Source organism: Kibdelosporangium phytohabitans, from assembly GCF_001302585.1.
GTDB classification, from domain to species: domain Bacteria; phylum Actinomycetota; class Actinomycetes; order Mycobacteriales; family Pseudonocardiaceae; genus Kibdelosporangium; species Kibdelosporangium phytohabitans.
On the sequence record NZ_CP012752.1, the window covers coordinates 1,127,752 to 1,150,459 of the forward strand.

19 protein-coding genes are annotated in these 22,708 nt (G+C 65.9%); 15 read left to right on the forward strand and 4 right to left on the reverse strand.

All coding sequences use genetic code 11. The annotated features are described in order from the left end of the window. Positions 1–52: 52 nt before the first annotated feature. Complete coding sequence (locus AOZ06_RS05090; RefSeq protein ID WP_054288359.1) at positions 53–754, reverse strand: hypothetical protein; 702 nt, start codon at positions 752–754, stop codon at positions 53–55. Positions 755–1,025: 271 nt separating this feature from the next. On the opposite strand from AOZ06_RS05090, the gene AOZ06_RS61490 reads away from it, so the two are divergent. The 12 genes from AOZ06_RS61490 (at position 1,026) to AOZ06_RS05150 (ending at position 15,904) form a co-directional block, all read left to right on the forward strand. Beyond that, the gene (locus tag AOZ06_RS61490; RefSeq protein WP_054288360.1) at positions 1,026–4,820 is read left to right on the forward strand and encodes a CHAT domain-containing protein; all 3,795 of its coding nucleotides are present in this window, start codon (positions 1,026–1,028) and stop codon (positions 4,818–4,820) included. Positions 4,821–4,836: 16 nt separating this feature from the next. Then, on the forward strand, positions 4,837–5,217 hold the full coding sequence (locus tag AOZ06_RS05100; protein ID WP_054288361.1) for a hypothetical protein: 381 nt from the start codon (positions 4,837–4,839) through the stop codon (positions 5,215–5,217). A 6-nt stretch (positions 5,218–5,223) separates the two neighbouring features. Continuing rightward, positions 5,224–6,087 carry a hypothetical protein gene (locus tag AOZ06_RS05105; RefSeq protein ID WP_054288362.1) on the forward strand — a complete coding sequence of 288 codons (864 nt, stop codon included), beginning with the start codon at positions 5,224–5,226 and terminating at the stop codon, positions 6,085–6,087. Between the two features lie 478 nt (positions 6,088–6,565). Beyond that, a complete protein-coding gene (locus AOZ06_RS05110; protein ID WP_054288363.1) occupies positions 6,566–7,282 on the forward strand; it encodes a hypothetical protein in 717 nt (238 codons plus the stop codon). Between the two features lie 581 nt (positions 7,283–7,863). Further along, complete coding sequence (locus AOZ06_RS53505) at positions 7,864–9,057, forward strand: MFS transporter (RefSeq protein ID WP_083471525.1); 1,194 nt, start codon at positions 7,864–7,866, stop codon at positions 9,055–9,057. A 191-nt stretch (positions 9,058–9,248) separates the two neighbouring features. After that, positions 9,249–10,247: a quinolinate synthase NadA gene (gene nadA, locus AOZ06_RS05120; protein ID WP_054288365.1), complete on the forward strand. Its 999-nt coding sequence runs from the start codon at positions 9,249–9,251 to the stop codon at positions 10,245–10,247. Then, a complete protein-coding gene (nadB, locus tag AOZ06_RS05125; RefSeq protein WP_054288366.1) occupies positions 10,244–11,893 on the forward strand; it encodes an L-aspartate oxidase in 1,650 nt (549 codons plus the stop codon). The genes nadA and nadB overlap by 4 nt, the downstream gene beginning before the upstream one ends. Beyond that, positions 11,890–12,810, forward strand: coding sequence for a carboxylating nicotinate-nucleotide diphosphorylase (gene nadC / locus AOZ06_RS05130; protein WP_054296426.1), 921 nt, complete (start codon positions 11,890–11,892; stop codon positions 12,808–12,810). Before nadB ends, nadC begins: the two co-directional genes overlap by 4 nt. Before the next feature lie 216 nt (positions 12,811–13,026). Beyond that, the gene (locus tag AOZ06_RS05135; protein WP_157232838.1) at positions 13,027–13,362 is read left to right on the forward strand and encodes a hypothetical protein; all 336 of its coding nucleotides are present in this window, start codon (positions 13,027–13,029) and stop codon (positions 13,360–13,362) included. Positions 13,363–13,546: 184 nt separating this feature from the next. Continuing rightward, positions 13,547–13,945, forward strand: coding sequence for a hypothetical protein (locus AOZ06_RS55875; RefSeq protein WP_157232839.1), 399 nt, complete (start codon positions 13,547–13,549; stop codon positions 13,943–13,945). A 352-nt stretch (positions 13,946–14,297) separates the two neighbouring features. Next, positions 14,298–14,831 (forward strand): hypothetical protein, encoded by a 534-nt coding sequence (locus AOZ06_RS05145; protein WP_054288369.1) that lies wholly within the window; start codon positions 14,298–14,300, stop codon positions 14,829–14,831. A 146-nt stretch (positions 14,832–14,977) separates the two neighbouring features. Beyond that, positions 14,978–15,904, forward strand: coding sequence for a DUF3558 domain-containing protein (locus AOZ06_RS05150; protein WP_157232840.1), 927 nt, complete (start codon positions 14,978–14,980; stop codon positions 15,902–15,904). A gap of 276 nt (positions 15,905–16,180) precedes the next feature. Here the strand turns inward: AOZ06_RS05150 and AOZ06_RS05155 are convergent, their stop codons facing one another. From AOZ06_RS05155 to istA, 3 genes are read right to left on the reverse strand one after another with little or no spacing between them, the layout of a single operon-like run. Beyond that, the gene (locus tag AOZ06_RS05155) at positions 16,181–17,059 is read right to left on the reverse strand and encodes an NYN domain-containing protein (RefSeq protein ID WP_225953009.1); all 879 of its coding nucleotides are present in this window, start codon (positions 17,057–17,059) and stop codon (positions 16,181–16,183) included. 39 nt (positions 17,060–17,098) lie between these two features. Continuing rightward, a complete protein-coding gene (istB, locus tag AOZ06_RS05160; RefSeq protein ID WP_083471502.1) occupies positions 17,099–17,914 on the reverse strand; it encodes an IS21-like element helper ATPase IstB in 816 nt (271 codons plus the stop codon). After that, entirely contained in the window at positions 17,911–19,611 is a 1,701-nt protein-coding gene (gene istA / locus AOZ06_RS05165; RefSeq protein WP_054296412.1) for an IS21 family transposase, read from the reverse strand. The genes istB and istA overlap by 4 nt, the downstream gene beginning before the upstream one ends. A 306-nt stretch (positions 19,612–19,917) precedes the next feature. Here istA and AOZ06_RS05170 point away from each other — a divergent pair, with 306 nt between their 5' ends. The 3 genes from AOZ06_RS05170 (at position 19,918) to AOZ06_RS61205 (ending at position 22,395) form a co-directional block, all read left to right on the forward strand. Continuing rightward, positions 19,918–20,631 carry a hypothetical protein gene (locus tag AOZ06_RS05170; RefSeq protein WP_054288371.1) on the forward strand — a complete coding sequence of 238 codons (714 nt, stop codon included), beginning with the start codon at positions 19,918–19,920 and terminating at the stop codon, positions 20,629–20,631. 262 nt (positions 20,632–20,893) lie between these two features. Beyond that, positions 20,894–22,000: a nitric oxide synthase oxygenase gene (locus tag AOZ06_RS05175; RefSeq protein WP_054288372.1), complete on the forward strand. Its 1,107-nt coding sequence runs from the start codon at positions 20,894–20,896 to the stop codon at positions 21,998–22,000. A 260-nt stretch (positions 22,001–22,260) separates the two neighbouring features. Further along, the gene (locus AOZ06_RS61205) at positions 22,261–22,395 is read left to right on the forward strand and encodes a hypothetical protein (RefSeq protein ID WP_257721459.1); all 135 of its coding nucleotides are present in this window, start codon (positions 22,261–22,263) and stop codon (positions 22,393–22,395) included. The last annotated feature ends 313 nt before the right edge of the window (positions 22,396–22,708 follow it).

Sequence of the window (22,708 nt, forward strand, 5' to 3'; positions counted from 1 at the left end):
ATGGTCGGGTTGCAGGCGTAGCGGGAGCGCTCGTTCTCCGGCGGGCTGAAGATCATCTGCGGTCCCGACTATGGCCCAGCCGGATGGTCGGCCCGTACACGACGATCGGCCAGGTCCCGAACTCCTGCCGGGTATCCGAGGTAATCACGAGCCAGCCGTCATCCGGGCTGGGCATCCGGAGCACGCTGATCTCGTTGCCAACACCGGTAAGCAGGCGGACCATGTCGCCCGCTCGCGTCGACCAGCCGTCTGTGGTTCGGTAGCGCCACGGCCCGCCTGGCTGAGTCGCCGAGGTCATAGCCAACAGCAGATGTTTGTCCGCACCTTCGTCGGCGACGCCGTAGACGAGTAGTTCGTCACCGTCGCGGTGGACGGAGGCACCCCACTGGACGCCGGTGCCGTCGTCGATCGGGTTCCGGCTGAGTACTCGCAGGTCTGGCAAAGACAACTCGACGAGGATCGGCCGGACCCAGGCGAAGTCCCACTCGCCCTTTTCCTCATCCGGAACTGTCGCCTGGTAATCGTTGAACCACGCCCAGACCCGGCGCTGGTCAGCGGGCAAGTCAGCGTCGTCAACGGCAACACCGTGCCCAGCCCACAGCCACCGCGACAGCCCGTCCGGCCCAACCTTGTTCAGTGGGCTCACCAGAGCATCCGGTTCAGAGGGCGTGCCGCCGAGGACGGTTCGCAGCTCGCCGCTCTCGATGTCCTCCACGACGATGCAGTTGTTCACCCACTGCTCGCCCGCGAGCATCGTGTCGGAGAACAGCCACAGCCGGGCGCTGCACCAATCGGGTGAACTGGGCCGATTAATCCACGAACGGGAACCACGACACGTGCCGTCGGCCGGGCTTGTGGTCGGCTCCATCGCTGTGCCCGCTGCGGAACCGCAACACCAAGGCTCCGAACCGAGCAGAACACCGCCAGCGAGTTCATCTGTTGGCGCAATGCGGCAGCTGATGACGAGTACCCGCGTTTGCGACACGCCAGGGACCGCATGGCCCGCTACGCTGGCGCAGGTGTCCATGCAGCAAGGCCCAGCAGCCGCGGGCGGGGTCGACGTTCTGCTGGCGAAGCTTCAGGAACGCATGAAAGCGTTTCTCATGCACGGCGACATGCGCGCCATCGACGACAACGCGCTGGCCGAAGCGGCAGAAGTTCTCAGGATGTCCGCGAGGCCCGCAGAATTAATGGATCTTCCTGGTCACGTGGCGCTTCAACTGGGATGGGTCCACTGGTGCCGATTCTTGGCACTGGTCGACGAAGAGCCACATTACGCGACCGCGCTGACACTATTCCGCAGCGTTCACGCGGTGAGCCCTGACAAGGTGCCGGGACTTCCTCGTTGGCTGATCGAGAACAGCGGCAGCCATCCATCCGATGTGGACATGTGGTCGATGCTTGCCGCGCTCGTCCTACAGCAAGAAGCGGACGATCCGCACGTCCCGACGCTACGCCAGGTTGCGGGGCTACTCGACCGGGTGCTTGCCGCGGCCCCGGAGGACCACCCGGAGCGGCAAGGCTGGCTGTACAACCAGGGGATGGTCTTCGGCCTGTTGCACCGCAACACCTATCGCCTCACCGACCTTTACCGCTGCTGGAGCTGCCTCCAGCAGGCCCTGGTGCTGACACCCCCAGGGCACCCCCACCGGGACAGGAATGAGGCGCTCCTCGACAAGGTGCGAATCGACCCCGATCGCCTGAGCGAACGCGGCATCGCAGCACTCGCCCAACACCACCGGACCGGGGAACTCACGTCGGCCGAGGATGCGGTCGCCGCGTTCCGGTGCGTCGCCGACGTCACGCCCAGCGGCCACCCGAAGCGCGCATCCATCTTGAACAACCTCGGTACGGCACTGCTGACGACATTCGAGCGAATCCGATCGGCCGACGACCTGGCGGAGGCTATCAGCGTGCTGCGCGAGGCGGTGGCAGAAGCCGAGTACGACTTCGCGTGGAGCACTCTGAGCCAAGCGCTACGCCACCGCTTCGAACTGAGCCGCGACGCCAGCGATCTGGACGACGCCGTGGACGCGGCGCGGCAGGCATTGATCGCCACGGGAGAAGGCGCGATCGCGCCGCTGTGGTCCAACCTCGGCGCCACGTTGCACGACCGGTTCGCGCACTCTGGTGCTCCAGCGGATCTAGACGAGGCGATCACGGCCCTGCGCCGTGCGTGCGCGGACGACGGGACAACCGGTCCTGCACCGCTCGCCGCGCTGGACAACCTCGGGTCGTCATTGATCTCGCGAGGCTCCAGGACCGGGACCACGACCGACATTGACGAGGCTGTGGCAATCCACCGAAGTGCTCTCGAACAGTCACCAGAGGGCACCACCGGACACGCCCGGAGGGCCGGAAACCTCGCCAACGCCCTGGTGGCACGGTTCGAACTGGTCGGCGGCGCTACGGGTCTGGACGAGGCGATTGCGCTGCTCGACAGCGCGGTCAGAGGTTTGGGTGCCGCGGATCCCCGGCAGGCCGTGGAACACCTAGCCGATTTGGCAGCCTGCATGGTGCTCCGGTACAACCTGGCGAACCGGCGACATGACCTGGAGCAGGCCCTGGTGTCGTACCACCAGTGCCTGGACTTCCACGACGAGGACTTCCCGGCGCGGCGTGTGCCGCTGGATGGCCTGGGCATGGCGTTGGTCGCCGCCTATGAGCATGACGGCCGTCTCGCCGATCTCGACGCCGGTATCGGCGCGCTGCGCGAAGCGTGCGCGATCACACCGCAGGGTGGTCGCGGACCGGCGCCGACGATGTCCCGACTTGGCACAGCACTACGGGAGCGGTTCGTGCGCAGCGCCGAGCTGCAGGACATCGACGAGGCCGTCAACTGGCTCCGGGCGGCCGTGGACGCCGCGCCGCATGGTGACGACAATAGGCCTGCCGCGCTCACCCATCTCTGCGGCGCACTGCACACGCGATACCAGTCGACCGGCGATCACGCGGACCTCGACGACGCGATCGACGCGGGCCGCCGCGCCGTCGATGCCACCCCTGACGGAAGTCCCCACTACGGCGCACGATTGGGGAACCTCGCTGGCGCTGTGGTGCTGCGGGGCCTGCGGACCAGAGAGCGCGCTGATGCCGATGAGGCCCTGCGCCTCAACCGGCGGGCCGTAAAATTGCTGGGACAGGACCACCGGGATGCACCGCTCGCACGACACAACCTCGCCCTGTGCCTGGAAATCGGGCGGCCGCAGGACAACGACCGCACGGTTCGTGAAGCGCGTGACACGTTCCGCGAGGTCGCAGGCAACGCCTCGGCGTCGCCGACCGTACGCGTCCACGCGGGCATCGGGTGGGCCCGTTGCTCGGCACGCGCGGGTAACTGGGCCGATGCCGCGCGCGGGTACGCGGCCGCCATCGACCTGCTGCCGATGCTGGCTTCCCGTACCCGAGATCGCGACGACTGGGAGCACGGTCTTGGTGACCTGGCGGGCTTGGCGGCAAACGCAGCCGCGGCGGCGTTGAACGCCGGCGACCGCGCGTTGGCGGTGCAGCTGCTTGAACAGGGGCGCGGGGTGCTGCTGGCCCAGGAGTTCGACGAGCGCGGTGACCTCACCGTGCTCGCCCGCAGCGCACCGGACCTCGCCGACGACCACACCCGGCTGCGGAATCTGCTCAACACCCTGGGAACAGACGTCCGGCACGGTGTTGCCCGCCGAGCGCTGGTCCGGCAATGGCACGAGCTCGTCGACCAGATCCGACTGGTACCGGGCATGGAGCGCTTCCACCGGCGGCTGTCGGTGAAGGAACTGCTCGCCGAGGCGGCACAGGGGCCGATCGTGATGCTCAACGTCAGCCGACACCGCAGCGATGCACTGATCCTCACCCGGGACCGGAGGATCGTCCCCGTGCCGCTACAGGACCTGACACCGGACGTGGTCGCTGCGAAGGTCGGTGAGTTCACCACCCGGATCGAAGAGATCGCAGCGCCGGGCGCCGGCATCCGGGAGAGGTTCGACGCCGAACGCGGGGTGCGCGAGCTCCTGACATGGCTGTGGACCACGGTGTGCGGCCCGGTGCTCGCCGCGCTCCCGGCAGACACCGCCCGAATCTGGTGGTCGCCGACAGGGCTACTCACCACGCTGCCGCTGCACGCGGCGGGCGTGCACGGCGAACCGGGGGACTCAGTACTGGACCGGGCGGTGTCGTCGTACACGCCGACGGTCGAAGTCCTGCGCCGTGCTCGAACGCGTCAACGTCCGCAGTCGACAAGCACGAGCGCCCTGGTGGTGTCGGTGGGCAGGTTCGAGGGCGACGCGCTGACGACGCTGCCGGTCGCGGCAGAGGAGGTAGACATCGTGCGCCGTCGGTATCGGCAGACGGTGGCCATCGTCGACGCCGAGGCAACTCGTGACCGCGTTCTCGACGCACTGGATCAGCGACACGAAGTGGTGCATTTCGCGTGCCACGGCCACAGTGACCTCACCGATCCGTCACGCGCATACCTCGCATTGCACGACCACCTCCGGCACCCTCTCACTGCCCTCGACATCGCCGCACGGGACTTGCCGGACGTGCGACTGGCCTTCCTGTCGGCCTGCCACACGACCCGAACCCGCGACGCACTGGCCGACGAGGCCGTGCACATCACCGCCTCGTTTCTGGTGGCCGGATTCCCTCACGTCGTCGGCACACTGTGGTCGGTTGACGACAATGTCGCCCGCTCCATCGCGGCGGACTTCTACTCCGACCTCGACGAGGTTGAACGGTCGGCTGAGGCACTGCACCACGCGATCCGGGCGCGCCGCGACGACGCACCTCTGACACCATCACTGTGGGCCGCGCACCTTCATGTCGGTCCCTGATCCCAGGAAGGCGGCCATGGCCGACAGTCACGACGCGGCCAGGCTCGCCGCAGTCTGCCGCGAGTTGGACACCGTGACCGTGATCCTCGGACCCAACGACGGGGCAGACGCGCTGGAGCGGTTGCTGACCGCGGCCAAGGCGAGTCGCCCGATCACGGAGGAACTGCGGGACGTGGACGCCGCGTTGGTCCGCGCTGGGGTCGCAGGCGGGCTGCACGGCGTCACCTCACGCATGATCGACCACTCCCGTCTTCTCGGCGCCGACGCGGACGATGGCAAGGTCTCGTTCTTCTGCCCCGAGGGCCGCTGTGACCGGCGCTGGTCCCCGTCGAGCCCGGCGGACGAGATCCCCGAGTGCGCCGTGTTCGGCCCCGACCTCAAGTGGAAGTCGAGCTGATCGCAGATGGGCGGCTTCCTCAGTGAACTCGGCAAAAATCTCGCCAAGCAATGGGTGTCGTTGCTCGTCGTGCCTGGCTGCCTGTTCATCGCGACCGTCGCGTTCGGACTCGCACTGGGGCACCGGCGGTGGTGGGAGGTGTCCCGCGCGACAAAGTGGGTCACCACCATCGACACCGGACCGCGGGGTGTGGGCGTTCTGACCCTGGTCTTGGTGGTGTTGCTCATCACCGCAGCAGCAGCGGGGCTGCTGGCACAGGCAATCGGGACGGTCGTAGAACGGCTGTGGCTGGCTCAGCGCTGGGAACGGTGGCCCCGCCCCATACGCGCGATCGCTGCGGCGGTGACCCGAGTGCGAGCTGGCCGGTGGACCGGTCACCCGGACGCGGCGCCGCGCCGCCCGACGTGGATCGGGGACCGGGCATTGGTCCCCACCAAGCGGGTGCATGCGGCATACCGCATGGATCTTCCCGTTGTGTGGCCGGCACTCTGGCTGCACCTGCCCGACAACACCCGCGCCGAGATCACGTCGGCACGGCTCGCTTACTCGACCTCGGCGGCGCTGGCCGGATGGGGTGTGCTGTACGTGGCCGCCGCAGCCGTCTGGTGGCCCGCGCTTCTCGTGGTCATCGCAGTGTGGATCACCGCGTGGGTGCGCGCCCGGCAGTCCATCGACACCTACGCCCGCCTCATAGAGGCAGCCGTGCACCTACACTCCCCGGACCTCGCCCGAGTGCTGGGATTTGAGCAGGAGGGGCCACTCACACGGGACACCGGAGCGCGGCTGACCTACCTGCTCAGTGCTCGCAACGATCACCACACCGTGCGCGACGCCGTTTTGGAGGTGCGTCCGCAGGGGCCGACTGGGTAGTCCTTCGGCAGCGTGGGGTCGTCCCAACGCCCACAGCCCACAGCGGACAGCGTGTTCATAAAGCCATCGCATCTCGAATCGCAACAGCACGGGAGCCGAACACGTCGACTGCGCGGATAAACATCACTGATCAGAACCATCGCTACGACCTCGTGGGCCAGCCGATCCACGACCAGTGGCCGCCCGACAGCCATCCGGTGTCGATCGGCTCAGGGTGCAGAATCGGGCGGAACGTAACGGTGCTCGCCGGTGTCTGCATCGGATAGAACACCCTGGTCGCCGCGAACTCTGTGGTTGCTCGGGGCGAGTACCCGGATTTCTGTGTCCTGGCGGGCAGCCCTGCGAGGGTCAGGCGTCGCTTCCATCCGGATAGTGGCTGGGTTCCACCCCGACCGGACGGGACATCGCTGCAGGCATAAACCGACTGGGCGGTGCTGACTGTCCGAATCGGCGGTTTGGTGGTCGGTGACCGGATCGGGTGGTCCTTTGGTCGGGTACGGGCTCGGACGCCGCCCGCGCCGCCGAGCGCATCGACCACGGATATGCCAGCCTGGCCTGGTCTCGCAAGGCGCACGCGCACATCGACCTCGAGCAAGCGGAGGCTGCCGAAGCCGCCTGTGACCGCGCTGTCGAGCTCGCACCGCGTGCTGACGATCCCCGTTCGCCATTGGCCGCGGTGGTGTCGACGCGCTCGACCGCTCACTTGCGCGGTGGCGACAAACTCGGCGCAGACGACGACGTCGAGAAGGGCTATCAGCTCGATGTTGAGCGTCACAGTCCGATGTGGGTGATCGACCTGCGGCTTCGTCGCTCCGCACTCATCAAACTCGCGCTCGAGCGGCGGGAATTCGCCGTGGCCGATGCATACGCCGCGATCGCGTTGACCCGGCGTGACCCGCGGCGCCGACGAGAACTTGCCCGTTGCTACATGGTCGCGGCGGAGGTACAGCTCGGCATCGACATGCCCGCCGAAGCTATCCCGCTGCTCACCAATGCGCTCAACATCTACAGCGAGCAGCCAAAAGCCATCCACGAGGGCGAAACACACGAACTGCTCGAACGCGCCTACGCGCAGATCGGCCGGAGCGACCGTGCCGTCGAGCACAACCGCAAGGCTTTCAGCCTGTCCACCCAGTGCGGCCAACCGCGCAAAGCCGAAGTGGTCGCGATGCGCCTCCGTAACTACCCGGGCTGAAAGATCGCTTCCCACTAGTAGGTTCCTCGTGTGGATACGCCGACGGGACGGGGGTGCCAGACGCCTTGGCTCCCGAGCCTGTCGAACCCAGCCACGCCCGGTGACCCGACTCGTCACCGCTCCGCGTGACAAACAGGGAGGAATGGGCAACAACCAATGTCTCACCCGCCTCTCCTGACTCCCCTCTTCTCTCCCGTTATCTCCATTCTTTGCGTTGGGTGACAAACCGGTTCTCTCCGCAATTGATCCATGCTCCTCCCAGGTTGTGACCGCCTGTAGGTGTGCGTATGCACGTGGCGAACGCTTCTGTCTCAGCGTTTTCATCGTTGACTTCGCGATGCTTTGTCCGGAACAGTAGGGTCATCGCGGTCATCGCGGTCATCGACAGGAACTGCTAGCGCGATGGAGCCGGCCCATTCTTCCGGCAGATACGTCGCGCGCAACTGTGGGTAGGGGAATATGTTTATTAGTGGTGTTCGAATGCCCAAGACCTTATACAGCCGCAGCGTCTGTGCCGGAACAGTGCGAACGCGAATGCTCGACATCGGCGCCTGCCGACGACGTTTCGCACTGTCGATCGCGTGCGTGACAGCAAGGACTCCGTGGTGACCGGCAGAAAGTCGATGATCGGCTTGTCTCCGTTGGCATTGGGGTCCGGTGCCATCGGTACCAGTAGCTACAGCATCGCCAGCCTTCTGCCCGCCGTTAGCCAGCGCCTATCGGTGTCGCCGGCGGCAGGTGGTCAGTTGGTGACCGTGTTCGCGCTGGCATGTGCCGTGAGCTGTCCAGCGGTGGCAATGGTTGCCAGCGTGAAAGGCTGGGACCGCCGTCGGCTCGTCCTCGGGGCGCTGGTGATCGCTGGCCTGGGCAACGCATGCTGTGCTCTGGCGTCCACTCCGGCCTCGATGTTCGCAGCGCGGATCCTCACCGCGCTCGGATCAGCTGTATACGTACCGGCTGCGACATCCCTGGCGGCGACGAGAAGTGCTCCGCATCGGTCAGCACGAGCGATAGCTGTAGTCCTGAGTGGGCTGAGCGCGTCCTTGCTTCTCGGGATACCAGCAACCAGTTCAGGCATGAACCTCCTGCACGGCGATCAAGGTGTCTTCTGGTCTATCACAGCACTGTGCCTGATCTCCGCAGGAGTGATTGCGGCATTCGTGCCATCCAGTGAGCATCCCACTCGCCTCGGTACGACGGCTCCGAAGGAGCGCCGCACTTCTCGCGTGGGCGGTCAGTCCATGTTGGTCTTGGCTGTCACGCTGCTCGCCACACTCGCGACATTCATGGTCTATACCTACATCACCCTTATCCTGGCCGTGCCGAGCGCAGATGGCATGCCCATGGTCATTCTGCTGAGCGCATATGGTGTCGGCGCAGTAGCGGGCACACTTCTGGGCGGCCGGGCGGCAGACCGTTGGCACCCAGCCTGGGTCGTCTTGGTCGCTACGGCCATGAGTGCCATCGTGCTGCTCTTGTTGGGGTGGGTCATCAGGATTCCCGCTTCGCCCGTCGTGGTGGCCCTTGTTCTTACGGGATGGGGATGCGCCTGTTGGGCGATCTATAGCCCACTCAGCGCGTGGTTGAGCACGCCCGTATTGATGTCGTTCAACACTGCCGCCGTGTACGCGGGTATGGCCATCGGTGGCCTGCTCGGCGGCGTGGTCGTTGCTGAGACCGATCCGAGCACGCTGGTGCCAGTTGCTGCGGCTGCCGCGCTCGCAGCGAGTTGCGTCGTAGTCGTCGCACGTCCTCGTAGTCCGGTACCTGAATAGCTCGACCGCTGCGCGAAGACCGTCCACAAGGTGCACGTTGTTCGGTCGAACAGATCACGCCTAGCCCGCCGCTATGGGTCTGGGCGCACTGGGTCGCTCGCGCCAGCCTGACCTTCCAGTTAGGCGGTCAGCGCACCCACCAATGACGTTGACTCTCAACCTGCAGCCGTCTGGGGAGATGGGCGATCACCATGACATCTGTCGATACACCGCACAATGCCCGTCCAGTCGGCGTTCGATGGCGGGAGGAGGTCCGCCGCCTGGTCAAACGGCGAGACGCCGTCGTACTCGCGCACAACTACCAGCTGCCCGAGATCCAGGATGTCGCAGACTTTACCGGAGACTCACTGGCTCTCTCCAGGATCGCGGCCGGCAGCAACGCGTCAACGACCGTGTTCTGCGGGGTTCACTTCATGGCTGAGACCGCCAAGCTTCTCGCGCCGGACAAGACTGTGCTAATCCCGGACGCCCGCGCTGGTTGTTCTCTGGCTGACTCGATCACCGCCGAGCAGCTGCGAGACTGGAAAGCTCAGCATCCGACCGCCGCCGTGGTGTCCTATGTCAACACCACCGCTGACGTGAAGGCAGAAACCGATATCTGCTGTACCTCGTCCAACGCGGTTGACGTCATCGCCTCGATCCCACCTCATCAGGACATCCTGTTCTGTCCCGACAAGTTCCTTGGTGCACATGTCCGCCGAGAGACTGGACGGACAAACATCCGCGTGTGGGACGGCGAGTGTCACGTTCACGCGGGCATCAACGGCGCGGAGCTGAACCAGCGAGTGAGCGCCAATCCCGGCGCGGAGTTGTTTGTCCATCCTGAGTGTGGCTGCGCGACCTCCGCGCTGTATCTGGCCGGTGAAGGGATTCTCCCGCCCGAGCAAGTGAACATCCTGTCTACAGGGGACATGGTGCGCCGAGCTCGGTCGACCCGAGCCAGTACGGTACTCGTGGCTACCGAGATCGGCATGCTGCATCAGCTGCGCAAGGTCGCGCCGGACGTTGACTTTCGCCCCGTGAACGACGAAGCGTCCTGCCGCTACATGAAGATGATCACCCCGGCTGCACTTCTGCGAAGCCTGCGAGAGGGCACCGACGAGGTGCGCATCGACCCACGGATCGCGGCCCGTGCCCGCGAGTCCGTGCAGCGGATGATCCGGATCGGTGAGCCGGGAGGTGGCGAATGATCACCCCCGTGATCCCGCACTGGACTGCGGGTGCCGACCTGATCATCGTGGGCTCTGGCGCCGCCGGGCTCACCACGGCGATCACCGCCCGCGATCTCGGACTTCGGGTCATCGTGCTGACCAAAGCGGAGGCCGGTCACGGATCTACCCGAGCCGCGATGGGCGGGATTGCCGCGGTACTTCCCGAGGCCGATCCGGCCGACGATTCCTTGGCGTCGCACATCGCCGACACCCTCGCCGCTGGTGCCGGTTTGAGCGATCCCGACGTCGCCGAGGCGATCTTGCGCGCCGCGCCCGCCGCGATCCGCGATCTGACCCGACTCGGTATGCCCTGGGACCGCGACGCGACCGGCACCCTCGCCCGTGGAACAGAAGGCGGCCACAGTACCGCCCGAATCGCGCACGTTCAGGACACCACGGGCCGCGCTTTGTCCGATGTCCTGCTGCGGCAAGCACGCACCGCCGTCGCCCACAGCGACAACCAGATCCTCATCCTCGAACACCACACCGCGGTCGACCTACTGCGTAGCAGCGACAACGCGGTCGTCGGGGTCCTCGTACTCGACCAGGACGGCCGGCGGGGCTTGGTGTTCGGCGCTGTCGTCCTCGCCACGGGAGGCATCGGAGGCGTCTACGAGCAGACCACCAATCCTGATGGTGCGCTCGGTGACGGCCTGGCGCTGGCCCTGCGCGCAGGCGCGAAGCTGGCCGACTTGGAGTTCGTGCAGTTCCACCCCACCGCGATGTTTCTCGGGCCGGGTATTACGGGCCAGCTTCCCCTGGTCACGGAGGCACTGCGAGGTCACGGTTCGGTGCGACTGTGCGACAACACCGGTGCCCCGCTCATGCAGGGTGTCCATCCCCAGGAAGACCTTGCGCCCCGCGACGTAATCGCCGCGGTCATCACCCGCCGGATGCGTGAAACCGGCACGGATCACGTGTTTCTCGATGCCCGGCATGTCGGCCTGGACGGATTCCAGTCGCGGTTTCCCACTGTGCTGGCCGATTGCTACGCCATCGGCATCGATCCTGTCCGCCAACTCATTCCGGTCGCTCCGGCCCGGCACTACCTCTGCGGTGGCGTTATGTCGACAATAGATGGACGGACTGGTGTACGGGGTCTGTACGTGGTCGGGGAAGCAGCTCGGACTGGACTGCACGGGGCGAATCGCTTGGCGTCCAATGGTCTTCTCGAGGCCCTCGTGATGGGGACGCTCGCCGCCTGCGCGGTCAGGACCGATCGCTGTTCTGGTCGGCTGGGACAACTGGCCGGTCTTCGGATACTGCTAGCCCCCACAGCCCGGGTCGCACCACTAGCGACGATCCGTGCGGTGATGAGCCGCTACGTCGGCGTCGACCGCACCGCCGACGGCCTCGCCACAGCCCGCCGCACGCTCGCCGACGTGACTACATCAGGACCACTGGACTCGGTCGAAGCGGCCAACGCCTCAGCAGCGCTGCTCGTAGCGCGCGCGGTGATCACCGCCGCGGACACTCGTCAAGAATCCCGAGGCTGCCACCAGCGGCGCGACTTCCCGCACCGGGCGCATCAGCGCCACGGACTTGACGTGGTGACCGTGTCTCTCGATCCCACGACTGGCTCCACCGCACTCGCGGCGTGGTGGTCGGAAAGGACCACGGCATGAACGCGATGACGTGGGCAACCGATCGGCTGGCACGCGCAGGCCTGACCAACGATGAGATCACCGACACCACACGGCTGATCACCACAGCCTTGTCGGAGGATCTCGCCTGCGGGCCGGACCCGGCCTCACAGCTCACCATCGCTTCGCATGCCGCGACGACGATGGAGATAGTGGCCCGGCAGGACGGAGTGCTGGCAGGCGGTCCGATTGCTGCGGTCGTGTTCGAGACCGTGGGCGGCCCACACCTAGACACCTGCATCCTGTGTCCCGACGGTGCCCACGTTACCGCCGGGACGCCTGTGTTGCGGGTACACGGCCGCCACCGGCAGCTGCTCATCGCCGAGCGCATCGCGCTCAACCTAATGGGTCACCTGTCCGGCATCGCCACGACCACTCAGCGATGGGTTCACGCGCTCGACGGCACCGGATGCATCGTCCGGGACACGCGCAGCGCGTTGCCCGGCCTGCGGCGGCTACAGACCTACGCCGTCCGCCGAGGAGGTGGCCAGAACCACCACACCGGCCGGGGCCAGCGCATCCTGATCCAACAGCATCACATCGTCCACGCAGGTTCGCTCGGCGCCGCGGTTTCCGCTGTCCGCCGCCATGCGCCACACCGGTCATGGGAGGTCGAGGTCGACACCATCGATCAGCTCGACGAAGCCCTCGACCTCGGCGCGGAGCTGATCATCTTCGACGCCGCCACGCTCACCGACTGTGTGTACGCCGTCGGCCGACGAGATCGCGTCGCACCCAACACCAGCCTGGAGGTCTCCGGTCGTCTGACACTCGAGCTGGCCCGCGCCTACGCCGACACCGGCGTCGACTACCTCGCCCTTGACGTACTCACCCACTCATCGCCGTCCCTGGACCTTGCGATGAGTGCCGTTGCTACGCACGCAGGGCTGTCGCCATGACGATCCAGCGTGGTCCGACGATCCTCGCCCCACGAAGACCGCTGAGGCCTCGAACAATTCCACACGGCTGAATCGCCGACACGAACCTACGCATCCGTCTGCACCAGGGATGCGTAACGAGGACGGCTGTGCCCATTAACGCACGGCTGAAAAGGAAACAGTAATGCACATGAGGGGGAACTCATGCGACATTGTGTACGAATTATCGGGATGCTCGTGGCGATTCTCGCCATGCTCGGCCTCAATGGTGGGCTGGCCAGCGCATCAGGGTTGGTGAACGGGAAACCTGCCGCGCGGGCCATCCAATCAATGTCGGGAGATCTGACCGACGAAGGCGATCGATGCGTTGACACGCGCTACTACATCAAACAGGACGACAACGCCTACAGTAAGCCGAACGGGTGGGTTATCGGCCCCGTGCATCGCGGGATGCAGCTCTACCCGGTGTACAGCCCCACGCCCGGCTGGACCAAGGCGACGATCATTCCTTATCGGGACTACGTCTGGGTTCCGAACTGGAACGTCCGTTTGGAACAGTTCACCTGTCCGTAAGACCCACCGCGGCGCGGGTGTCATTCAAAGTGTATCGGCAATGTCAGGGAATCCGGCGTCGCAAATTAACCAGATGCCACATGGTCTTCACATGACGGCCGGTACTTGTGGCTGAACCGCCTCGGTATCACGGTCATGCCTCAATCCGGAGGATTCATCTCCATCATTCACAGTAGGGGGAACCATGCGAACAATCCTTTTTCGCCTCCTCGGTACATTAGTAGCTGTACTGGCCGGACTTGGGATCAGTTCCGTCTCGGCCAGTGCGCAAGTATCGACCAACTCGGGCACGCTGACACAACTGCGAACCATGGCACAGGCACCCGTGTTGGAGGTTGGCGGTACGAAGACGGTGGCCAAGGCGTGCGGTGAAAACTTCCACTACATCGCGGGCAATGGGGTCCGGATCCGCAAAACGCCAGGCGGGGTGGCTCTGGGCGCTGCCTGGTACTGGGAGCGGGTCAACCTCGGTGCGCGCAACGGCAGCTGGCAGTACGTCACCTTCTATCAGCGAACCAGTGGCATACGTGCTGGATGGGTTGCTGCGCAGTACGTGGAATTCCACCAGCCTACGTGCCCGTAACCGCGGCGGCGGACGTCGCACCACGGCTCCATCGCGCATGACGTAGGGCAGTGGTGAAGCGACCTTCGCACCGAGCTCGACGACGGTTGGTTGCAGGAAAGAATATCTGCAACCAACCGTCCATAAAGCACAGTCCTGTTCAGACTCTGTGCGGAAGCAAGCTCCGACCTATCCGGCTGCCTCAATACCGTTGGCGCTGCGTGGGATCCGTCGACCGTCGGATACCTCGACACCTCCGTTGCGCCGAACACGCACGAAAGGAAAACCCCGTGTGTCAGTCTCAAGTGCTCCGCGAACCCAACGGCATCGGCGCACAGCACTTGCCATCGGTGGCCTGACAGCAGGCGGAGTCGTGGCCGCGGTCGTGCTGCTTCGGCAGCCGGACACCGCGTCACCGTCTGCCCGGCCCGCACCGCAGCATCCGATTCCCGTCGTACCCAGCACGCCGACAGCACCCTCGCCATTCCGTACGACGATCGAGAGTAGTGACGAATCGGGCTCGTTCCTCGGGCTCGGCTGGCGCACCTCGGGCGTCACCGTCACCGCCGGGGCGAGCGGCGCCTCGGCGTTCGCCTTCGGAATCGGCACCAAGCCAAATCCAAGCTCAGGCAACGACCAGCCCTGTGCCAACGTGGTGACCAGCGAACATCATGGCGGAAGCTCCGGCGATCCGATCGTCACCATCAGTGTCGCTCAGGACGCTACCGTGACCATTCACGTCCGCGGCCCCGGCGACGGCCCGCCGCACAGCATCATCGTGCCCCTCGCTGCCTGCCCGCTGAACCGTGTACCCGACACCGGTTCGCCTGGTACTCCCACTGAGCCGTCGGCCCCACTCGACACCCGCACGCGCCGAGACGACGACGTGCAACCCACCGGCAAGTGACACCGAGAACCAGACGCACCGGTGTTCGACTCACCCGCCGCGCATATCGGCCGCCAGAACAACCGTGTCACTCAATGCCAGCAACACAAAGGGGAATCGCTGTGTACGTCCACTCAGTACGATCGATCAGTCACGTCGTCGCAATCGTGAGCCTGCTGCTCATGGTGTTGGCCGCCTGCACCGACACCGTCCCGGGGACACCGCTCGCTGAAGGAGACCAACCGGGCGCATCGTCACCACCCTCAGTGGCCCCAGCTGTTCCACTGGCACGTGGACAAGAGGCCCTTGGCCGCGTCTATGCGGTGTCACGAGCGATTGACCCGTGTGCCCTGCAGGACAAAGACATCGCGGCCCAGATCACCGGAATGGTGCCCGACGCCATGATGCCCGGGAGCACGTTAAACGCCTGCGATCTTGATATGACACCGCCGGGAGGAAACGCACTGAGCGTGTGGCAGCTTAGCACCGCGTCCGGCGTCCTCCTGGACAGCAAGGCAGCTCAAGAATCAACGACGGAAACCATTGGCGACACCACAGTACTACGCGCCCGCGACACCACAGGAAACGACCGCTCCTGCAGGTACCTCAGCGAAGCCGGTCCACCACCCAACGCTGCACCAGCACCGACCAACGACGGCACCGCCGGAGCACCCCGCACCGCGCTGGAGTTGGTGGTGCGCCGCAACAGCTCCGACGCACAGCCGAAAAAGCCCTGCGACATCGCCCGCGAGTATCTCACCCAAGTGATCAAGTACTGGGTCAAACCCGCATTGCGCACAGACAACCTCACCGCGCCACGGTTCGCCATCGGCGACGTCAACCCCTGCGACAGCCTCGCCGGCATCGCGGAATCTATGGGCGGACCGATCGAAGCCATCACACTGGGCGGACCACACAAGTGCACGGTTCGACTGGTCCCCGGGCCCGACAACACAGAACAGGCGCGCAAGGTCGGTCTCGTATCCGCATCCCTCGCCGTGAAAACCGACCCGCGCACAGTTCTGGACAATCCCCAAACCAGCAAGGACTACATGTTTTTGCCGGTCGTTTCTGGCTCCGGCGGTTCGGTCTGATCGGGCCCCGGTGGCGGTTGGCCCGGGGTGAGTTCTGAGTGTGTGTCCGAGGTCGTTCAACGAGTTTGGGCCCCACCCCTGGATGGGTGAAGTTCGTGACTGCCGCGTGGTGCGTGCCCAGTCGGAACGACGTGGACGTCTAAGTTGTCGCAGCCGGGTGTTCACGGGCCCCTCCGACAAGGTGGTCCGTGAGCAGCCGGCCCATCACATTTCAGGGTGCGCGTGCCGAAGGTCCTGCTCCTCGTCGAGGACAGGACCTTCGCTGTTGCTGGCTGGTTAGCTGCTGGTTGGCTCGATCAACGCGAGCCTGATGTCTTGTCCGGATCGACCGGTGGTTTGGATCCGGTGGCCGAGCTTGGTCAGCAGGTCGCGGAAGGTGCTGCAGCCGTAGCGGGCCTGGTCGAACGACGGGTCCAGCGCGACCATTTTGGCCTTGAGCTGGGAAGCCGTTGGTGACTTCGTGGGGATCTGTCGCATCGCGGTGACCAGCAGCGCCTCGGCGTCAGCAAGCCGGGAGCCGCGTTGCGCGGGAGGTGTCGGTGGTTCGGCTGGCGGGTCGACCCGGGCGACGATCGAGCCCCAGAGCTTGTATTCCGAACAGACTGAGACCAGGCGGACGCTGGCCGCGGTTTCCGCGCCAACGCCGATGACGTGCTTGCCGAACTCGCGCAGTTTGGTGACCAGTGGGGAGAAGTCGGAGTCGCCGGTGACCAGGACGAAGGCCTCGACGGTGGGGTGGGTGATCAGGGTTTCCATGGCGTCGACCGTCATGCGGATGTCGGCGCCGTTCTTGCGGGCCGGGCCGTGGCCGATCTGGACCAGGTCGACGCCGTTGCGTTCGAGCACGGCCTGGTAGCGGCCGAAGCGGGTGTCGGCCCAGTCGGCGTAGGCGCGGCGGGTGGTGGCGGCGCCGTAAGCCCGGCAGAGCCAGGTCACCGCCCGGTCGGGGATCGGTTCGGCCCGGTCGGGCAGGCTGGCGGTCGCGCCGAGCACAAGATTCTCGAAGTCCAAGAAGAGCCCGATCTGGTCGGCTCGTGCCCGCGGATCGTCGCGCCATTTCCCGAACATCCTGCGGTGTTGGGCTTCCGCGTCTCGGATCATCCGGACCGCTTCGTTGACCGGCTCGGTGCTGTCGTGCGGCGTGGGTGTCGCCAAGAGAATCCGTCTCGGGTCGGCGTGGGTGTGGGGCGGGCGTCAGCCGAGGAGGCGTTGCTGGGTGGCGCGCAGCCGGAACGAGTCGGTGCCGGTCTCGATGATGGTGCCGTTGAAGGTGAGCCGGTCGACGATGGCCGAGCAGAGTCGCTTGTCAGCGAAGGTCTGGTTCCATTCGGAAAATGGAGCGTTGGACGCGACAGCGATGGCGCTGCGTTCCTCCCTGTCGGTGAACACCTGGAACAGCAGTTTCGCGCCTGCCTTGTCCAGGTCGAGGTAGCCGAACTCGTCCAAACACAGCAGGTCCACTTTGGAGTAGCGGTTGAGGACCCGGGTGAGCTGGCGTTCGTCGGCGGCTTCGACGAGTTCGTTGACCAGGTTGGCGGTGGTTGTGTAGCGGACCCTCAGCCCGGCCTCGGCGATCGCGGTGCCGATACCGATCAGCAGGTGGGATTTGCCGGTGCCGGATTGGCCGATCAAGCAGAGCGGCTGCCCGGCGGTGACCCAGCCCGGCGCGGTCAGGGTGTGGATGACCTCGGGGACGACGTTCGGGTTGGCGGTGAAGTCGAAGTCGTCCAGCCGTTTCGCGCGGGGGAAGTGCGCTTCGCGGACCAGTCGGGTCTTGCGGCGCTCGTCGCGGTGCTCGCATTCGGCGTCCAGCAAGGTGAGCAGGAAGCCTTTGTAAGTGGCCTGCTCGCGCATGGCCGCGGCGGCCAGCTCCTCGAACCGGGCGCCGATCGTGGGCAGGCGCAGGGTGCGGCAGGCCTGGTCGATCACGGCGTCCAGGCTGTCGACGCCGGGCGCGGCCGCGGGGACGGTGTGGGTGGTGGTGACGCTGGCGGGGAGGGTGGCGGTCATGCCGTGGTGCCTTTCGTGCGGCGCAGCAGCTGGTCATAGATCGCCACCGACGGCAGCGGACTCGAGGACGCGGGCAGTTCGCGTTTGGTGTGCAGGGAGATCACCGATGCGCCCGATGGTTGCGGCGCGGGCGCTGGAGGCGCGTGCAGGCGCGGGTCGGGCATGTCGTCGGTAATCACCGGGATCACCACCGTGTCCAGGCCCAGATCGGCCAGGTCACGCTCGTCCAGCAGAGCGCGGCCGGCGTCGTGCGCGGCTTTGCGGGCCTCGATCGCGACCAGGTCCGGGCTGGTCGACCCGGCATGCAGCGTGGTCGTGATGCCCGCGATGACCGCCTCGGCGGGCAGCCTGCGGTGCAGCAACAGCACCTCGATCAGCGCCTTGGTGCCCTCGCCGTCACCGTGTGCGGCGCGGGCCGCGGACCAGAACGCCTCGTGGGTCGCGGTGAAGCTGCCCTCGGCGCGGGCGGTGGCCAACGCGGTCGACCCGGCCAGCGCGCCGGGCTTGCCCAGCAGGATCTCCAGGTAGTGATCGAGCTGGTCGTGCGACTCGCCGCGGCGAGTCATCCGGGCGTGCCGGGCGATCACGGTCGCCTTGTCGAACACGACGACGTCGTTGGCGCGCAGCGAGACCCGCACCCGGCGGCCGATGAACCTCGCCGGGACCGAGTAGTGCGACTGGCGCACGGTGATGCGCGCGTCCCGGCCGACCTTCGGGGTCAGCGTGGTGCCGGTGTCGAAGTCGTCGAACGGCAGCGGCGCCAGCAGATCGGCCTCGTAGGCGAAGTTGAACCCGACCGTGACCCGCTGGTTGTGCAGGACCCGGTTGTCCTCGGCCCGGTCGATCTCGGCGATCCGCTCGTTGAGCTCGGCCAGGCTCACGACGTCCGGGACCGGGACCAGGTGCGTGCGGCGGAACCGGCCGCCTTCCTGCTCGACGCCGCCTTTCTCGTGCGCGCCTTCTTTGCCGGGGATGCAGTAGAACGCGTCGAAACCGTAGTGGGACCTGAATTTCACCCAGTTCTGTGACTCGATCCGGTTGCGGCCGAAACACACCCGCTGGACGGCGGGTTTGAGGTTGTCGTAGCGGATGTGCCGGATCGGGATGCCGCCCAGCGCCCGGAAGGCCTCCACGTGGCCTTCCATGAATGCCTCCTGTCCTTCGGACAGGAACACCCGGTGCACCGCTTTGCCCGAATAGGACAGTCGCAGTGTGAACAGGTGGCACTTCATCACCTGGCCGGAGACCCGTACCCACACGTCGGCGAAGTCGACCTCGGCCTCCTCACCGGGCAGATGCTGCTGGGGCACCATCCCCTCCAGGTGGCGCTGCCGTTCCCGCAGCTCACCGACCAGTTCCGGGCGTCGCCGGGCGATGTAGGTGTAGACCGTGGTGCGGCCCGCCGCGGTGAACCCGTGCTCGCTGATCAGCCGCTGGTAGATCCGCGCGGAGGTGTGTTTCTGCTTGCGCGGCGCGGACAGATCCGCGATCAGCATCTCGTCGATCAACCCGTAGGCCGGTTCCAGCACCGAACGACGAGGGGGCGGCTTCTTACGCTCTTTGGGCACGGGGCTGGCCAGCGCTTCCCGCACCGTCCTGCGGTGCACCTGGTACCGCTCGGCCAGCGTCCGGACCGACACGTCCGGCTCCAGCCGCCGATCACGGCGTATGCGTTCGAACAGCTCGACACGCGACAACGACAACTCCGGCCTCCGACACGACCGCGTAGATGTGAGGCGCCCATCGTTGAGGTCCGAACGGGTGAGCGACGGTCCTTCACCCCATCGTGGGCGTGTCTACAAAGGACGAGGTGGGGCCAAAACTCGTTGAACGACGATCGGTGGGGCCGAAACTCACCGGACAACAGGGGCCAGAACTAACCGGCATAAACAGACTACAAGCCCATCACGATCTCCGGACGTACAGGCACGACCAAGAAGCAAGAATCCAGTAGCCCCAAACTGAACGGCCAGTGCTCCGTCGCCCTGGTCACCGATAACAACGTGGCGGTGCAGGAAAACCTCACCAAGGCCGATTCGCCGAAGTCACTCCCAACACTCGAAACGACCGGCACAACCTGCGAACTCGCTGCCAAGGCAGCCGAATCAGTCCTGCGCGCGATCCCACCCAACCACGACACGCGGCCCAACGACAAAGACGGCCAGACCAGGCGAGCCGGGCGAAACACCCCGATCGTGCTCGGCGACCTCGACCGGCCACCCACATGGAAAGACGTCGGCGCACCCTACGACCCCTGCGGCATTCCGTGGACCGACTTCGCCCAAGAAGTGCGACCCACCGACGGCAAACCGCATGCGCCGCGGCTCAAGCGCCCCGACGCGGACGTCAAGTGGCAGATCGAGTGCGTCTACGACAACTCCGGCCCCATCACTGTCGCTCCCAAGGCTGGCACTAGTTCCAACCCTGAAGGCGGCTACTTCCTCGCGACGGTCGTCTGGCAACGCGACGGCACCGCCGATCCCGCGAAGAACCAGGGATCGCAGGCCAAGACATGGGCGGGCCGATCCGGCTACCTCAAACCAGCGCCCGACGACCCACGCCTCGGGCAAGGATGCATGGCGGCTGTTCGTCTGACAGCCGGTGGCAACCCAGCGGGCGCAACGGCGATCTTCATCTCCAACTCGCGCTTCCCGCAGAAACAGGCGTGCGACGTCGCCGACCAGTTAGCCGGGGCAATCGCCACCAAAACCCAGTAACGACAACACCTCCTGGAACCGCGCCATCTCGCCACGGTTCCAGGAGGTACCGCTCAACCATCCAGAGTCCGAACGCGACACAAGACCGTGAGCCATGGCAACCCAGAACCCAACCGACGGGCACCGACCGCGACCTTGTTCTTCGGCCCCGGCAGCGACATCAGCAACCACCGTGCCAGCCGGTACGCGCATGAACGCGAAACCCGTGAGAGTTCACCGGACGAGCGCAACGGCCAATTCCACTTCCACACTGGAGACGGATATGGACGCCACCGTCCTTGCCGAAGCAGAGGATTTCCTTTCTGTACAGGAACTTGGCGGCCTTACACTTGGTCGAAAATCCGCCGTACGTGACGCCATCCTCCACCACGGCACGTACACGCACACCACCTCCGAGCTCGAATGGGGCGCACGACTGGCCTGGCGCAACACCATCGCCTGCATCGGCCGCCCCTACTGGCGTGCCCTGCAGGTCCGTGACCAGCGCGACGTCGACACTCCGGACCAGCTAGCCGAGGCGTGCATCGAGCACCTCCGCGCGGCGACCAACCGCGGACACATCCGGCTACTGTTGACCGCGTTCGCCCCCGCATCCCTGGACCGACCGCCGATCCGCATCCTGAATGCACAGCTCGTCCAGTACGCCGGGTATCGAGGCCCCGGCGGCACTGTCACAGGTGATCCCAAGAACCTCGCTCTGACCGATCTGGCCTTGGCAGTCGGTTGGACCGGCGCCACCGGTGGGTCATTCGACGTCCTACCGCTTGTCATCCACCAAGCCGGAGGCCAACCACGGTGCTACCCGCTGCCCACCGACGCCGTCCTGGAAGTTGTCCTCAGGCATCCGCGCCTGCCCTGGTTTGAAGACCTCGGCTTGCGCTGGTATGCACATCCGGCGATCTCTGATCAACGCCTGCGGATCGGCGGGGTTGACTATCCTGCGGCACCATTCTCAGGCTGGTACACCTGCACCGAGATCAGTGCCCGCAACCTCGCCGATCCCCACCGGTACAACGTACTTCCCGCGCTCGCCGAACGTATCGGTCTCGACATCCATACGTCGCGGACGCTGTGGAGGGACCGCGCGCTGGTCGAACTCACCGAAGCAGTGATGCACTCGTACACCACCGACGGAATTGTCCTTGTTGATCACCACTTCGCCGCCACGTCATTCGCCCACCACGAAGACCGAGAGCGTGCGGCCGGCCGAGAAGTGTACGGATCCTGGCGGGCGCTCATCGCACCCACCGCAGCGTCCACAACCGACCTCTACCATCGCCACTACACCGAGCACATCCTGCTTCCCAACTTCTTCCCACAGCCCTTCTCTCCGACCGAACATAACGACTGGCTGGGGCAAGCGAACTGACCTGCTCGCCGCGTGATCACTCGACGGGAACGTCCACATCAACATCCCAGCGTCGCTGTCCGACCGACTCGACGTACCGCAGACGGGATTCGCTACTCGGCTCGGTTGACCGACTTGAACCTAGTGTGAAGACCGGCGGGCAGGCTACGCCCGGTGACCGCCCCCGACGACGACGTCGACCCCGTGTACGTCCTGCGCAACGCCATCGCGAGGCACTTCCTCAGCTGCAAGCCGTCGACTTGCATGCCACCGACCCCACGGTGGAAACGGCGCACGAGGCGACCGAGGCGGTCAACGCGGTCCTGCTGGCGTTCACCAAATCCGCCGCGCCGAATGCCAACGCGCTCACGCCCACGCGGCCCGACACCCCGGCGGGCCGCTGGCCACTGCGATGAGCTACCTGCGCGACGCCTTCGCGCGCCTAGTGGTCGGCGACGTGTCACCGGCGTGTACCGCGATGGCCCTGGCGCAGTCAGAATTGGACCAACTCGACTGATCCCGGTTCTCGAGACCAGCGATCACGCGCGACCTCGCGTCCTGCCGTGCCTCCGACGGTGTCTCATCCCTCGGTTGAGTGTCCCACACGAGACATGCTCGGCGTTCGGGTACCGAGTAGCGATCTGCGCAGCGCGGCGACCGGACAGGCTGACTGTTCAACCCACCGGCCACCTGCCGCCAGCGTTCCCGCCCAGCACGCGATCACACCGA